Source organism: Allgaiera indica (assembly GCF_900106675.1).
GTDB lineage: Bacteria > Pseudomonadota > Alphaproteobacteria > Rhodobacterales > Rhodobacteraceae > Acidimangrovimonas > Acidimangrovimonas indica.
This window is the reverse complement of record NZ_FNOB01000061.1, coordinates 1-2,884: the sequence shown is the minus strand read 5'-3', so window position 1 is coordinate 2,884 and position 2,884 is coordinate 1. Positions and strand designations below refer to the sequence as shown.

At 57.8% G+C, this 2,884-nt stretch carries 3 protein-coding genes; 2 read left to right on the top strand and 1 reads right to left on the bottom strand.

Annotated features, from left to right (window positions below):
* Positions 1-45 precede the first annotated feature (45 nt).
* The gene (locus tag BLV97_RS21050) at positions 46-537 is read right to left on the bottom strand and encodes a hypothetical protein (protein WP_143037606.1); all 492 of its coding nucleotides are present in this window, start codon (positions 535-537) and stop codon (positions 46-48) included.
* Between the two features lie 1,268 nt (positions 538-1,805).
* On the opposite strand from BLV97_RS21050, the gene BLV97_RS20495 reads away from it, so the two are divergent.
* Together BLV97_RS20495 and BLV97_RS20490 are read left to right on the top strand one after the other, a co-directional pair.
* Positions 1,806-2,246, top strand: a complete 441-nt coding sequence (locus tag BLV97_RS20495) for a c-type cytochrome (protein ID WP_210184823.1) — start codon at positions 1,806-1,808, stop codon at positions 2,244-2,246.
* A 10-nt stretch (positions 2,247-2,256) separates the two neighbouring features.
* Positions 2,257-2,775, top strand: coding sequence for a hypothetical protein (locus BLV97_RS20490; protein WP_051645999.1), 519 nt, complete (start codon positions 2,257-2,259; stop codon positions 2,773-2,775).
* Positions 2,776-2,884 lie beyond the last annotated feature (109 nt).

Below are 2,884 nucleotides of genomic sequence, written 5' to 3'. Positions count from 1 at the left end.
CCCCCATGAAGCTGGCGGCGGCGGACCCGTCGCCGGGCCGGCTGATCAAGCAGCCTGAAAACGAATGCGCGTGACAACTACCTTGACGAATACCGGAGCGAAGTTATATCGTTGGTTTTGCTCGACGACGCAAGCGGCGGCGCATCCAGCGCTTTGCGCGCATGGGAAAATCCGCCAAGCATCCACATTGCAAGCGGAAATCTTGGGGCGCCATCGACCTTTTGAGTGTATCCGCCCATTTTGAACATCCGCCCATAGGCGGTCAATTCCGGGATGGTTGTATGGCAAGCCGAGCAGGTCTGTCCGGTTTGTCTGGCAAAGCTTGAAACCGCGCGCGCCGGAGTCGTTCCGATAAAGGTGCCGAATATAAGCACAAAAGCGGCAAGAAGCCGCGAGAGAATTGATAAGACGTTCCCGTCCTTCGAGGTCGTCGATCGCGCGCTGCCCGAAGGGCAATCCGGTGATCTTGATGACAAACGTAAAGAATATTGCATAGGTTGCATCGCGATTATGTGCTGCAATATCGTGGCGCGCCATCCTCTGATTTCATTATCAGGTTTCATCGCACAGTCCCCAAATAGAACACTTTCCCTTGCATGTAGGCGATGCTACATGCCGGCAATTTTCGCGCGCCTTGGTGTTGCTGTGCGCGCGCACCGCGGTCGCGACCTTGATTCAAGTCAATATAAACTATTCGTGATATTCGCGAGAGCTGTGCCGCGCCACGGCCGATTGGAGCCATGCTTTGCGGGATGATTTCCTGCATCTTCGCCGCCGCCGCCGGAGGTTTCCCGACTTTCCCGCCTTGCCGGTGCGCTTTCGGGTGGCTGTTTCAGCTACCGCACGATCTCGACCGAGGCGGACGCGGTCTTGCAGCCAGCCGGGCCGGTCCGTCCGATGGCCCCCGACCGAATTGCAACCTACCACGTGCCGCAGGCCGCACGTCCCCAGCCATCTGATCGCGCCGCGCCGGCGTGGCTCGTCCGGTTGATCTCGATCAAGGACAGCGCGGGAAAGCCGGGCGTAACGGACTGGCGAAGGGTGCGATGGCTGTGATCGCGCGCCTTGCGCTGGTGTTGCCAGCTTTCTCCATCGCTCGGAGACTGAGAGACGCGCGGAGATCATGAAGTTATGTCAGCAGCTTAGCCGTTTCTTGGGCTGAATGGATCAGCCCGGGAACGGCATCGGAAACCTGCGGAGAGGCGATGGAGTCTCGGACGAAACAAGGTTGTGGTCTGGTCATGAACCGCCGGAAATCGCCGCGCGCGGCGCGGGGGCTTGAAGCGGTCTGGGGCCTCTTGCCATCGCCAGGCGGGCCGAGGCGCGGCCCTGGAACCGTGGTGCAATCCGCCTCGCGAACGATGATCCACGCCTGGGCACGGATCCCGGCGGGACGCGCCATGGCCGTGCGGCTTGTAGATCCCGAGCACAGGCGACACGCCACGCCGGTTTCGTCGGAAAGCGCATGGCGGCGCGGACTTTCGCGCGGTCTCGGACCAGGACCTCCAGCTAAGGCCGGCGCTGCGGCGACCGGTTCGCCATGGTGTGAGGAAGCTGCGTGAAGGAGGCAGATGCGATCTGCGGGAGCCGGGCATACCTGGCAGTTTTGGCAGGCAGGGCCGCGCGAATTTTCCTGTGACCGACCAGCGCGATGGAGGCCTACGCAGGGAATTCCATGACGCAAATACCTTTTGCGGACCGATGGATAAACGAATTCCCATCCGTCAAACGGAGCGGAGAATTCACCGTGGGTGATCTATGGTGCAAGAGGATGGGCGCGCAACCGAAAATAGAAGGGGAACCCAATGCGTTTTGACTACAGAACAATTCGAACACTGGCCATGCCAGTTGTGGTTGGATTGGTGGGGGCGTCACCGGCATATATGGCGCGCGGCGCCGCAGTCGGGATTTTGACGATACTTGCGTCGTCTCCGGCTTCTGCAGTCTCGGTGCCCGGCGCTTCGGAGGCCGCCGCTGGCGCGGCTATTTCTGCGCAATGTGCGGCTTGCCATGGTGATAACGGAATTTCGGCGGACACGAATACGCCGAATCTGGCGGGGCAGCACTATGAATATCTTCTGACCCAGCTCAAGGCCTACCATGACGGTGATCGAAAGAACGCAATCATGAACGAAATGGCCAGGTCGTTGACGAGCCAACAGATGAAAGACCTTGCGGCATATTTCGCAAACGTTTCTATCAAGGTTGGTTCCGCATCCGGTAAGAATGGAAAAGCAAGAAATTAGGAGAACGGGCATGAAGCCGCTTTCTGATCTGCCTATCGAATTAAAAGCGCTGAACACGGCAGCATTGGTGTTTCTCGGTCTAGCAATATCGATGGCTCTGGCATATATCGATGTCAGTCATCGCGGGATCGGTGGGAGCTATCTGATCACGCCCGCCGACATCGCGGCAACCTATTACGGACCGGGCGTCGGGGTTGCGACGCTGATTTCGCTCGCTCATATCCATATGCTCGGCCTGTTTTCAGTATTCTGGATCGTTTCGTTCATTTTCATCCATTGTAGCTTTTCCGCAGGGTGGAAGGCGTTCTGGGCTGTCCTCCCTTTCATCGGTTTTTTTGTCGATGTCTGCGGCTGGTTTCTCTCGAAGATGAATCCTGGCTTCGTTTATGTCGTTATTTTCGGTGGAGCTATGTTCGTACTTTCGATCGCCGTGATGGCTCTTGTTAGCCTCTATGAGATGTGGTTCACCCGCGATCCTCGCCAGCGGATATTGAACCGCAACGGGTTTGCCGGAGGCTCCAACTCCTGAGTGGGGTGGAGCATTGAGCTACTCCCCGTCTCTTGGACAGGATCTGGCGTAAATTAAGCTACTCGTTGCACCTGCTGATCGGGTTGATTGATATCATTTCTCTGCCAAT

Excerpts from the sequence above, each read along its gene's own strand:
- BLV97_RS21050 (WP_143037606.1), bottom strand. The coding sequence starts at position 537 with ATGGCGCGCCACGATATTGCAGCACATAATCGCGATGCAACCTATGCA.
- BLV97_RS20495 (WP_210184823.1), top strand. The coding sequence starts at position 1,806 with ATGCGTTTTGACTACAGAACAATTCGAACACTGGCCATGCCAGTTGTG.
- BLV97_RS20490 (WP_051645999.1), top strand. The coding sequence starts at position 2,257 with ATGAAGCCGCTTTCTGATCTGCCTATCGAATTAAAAGCGCTGAACACG.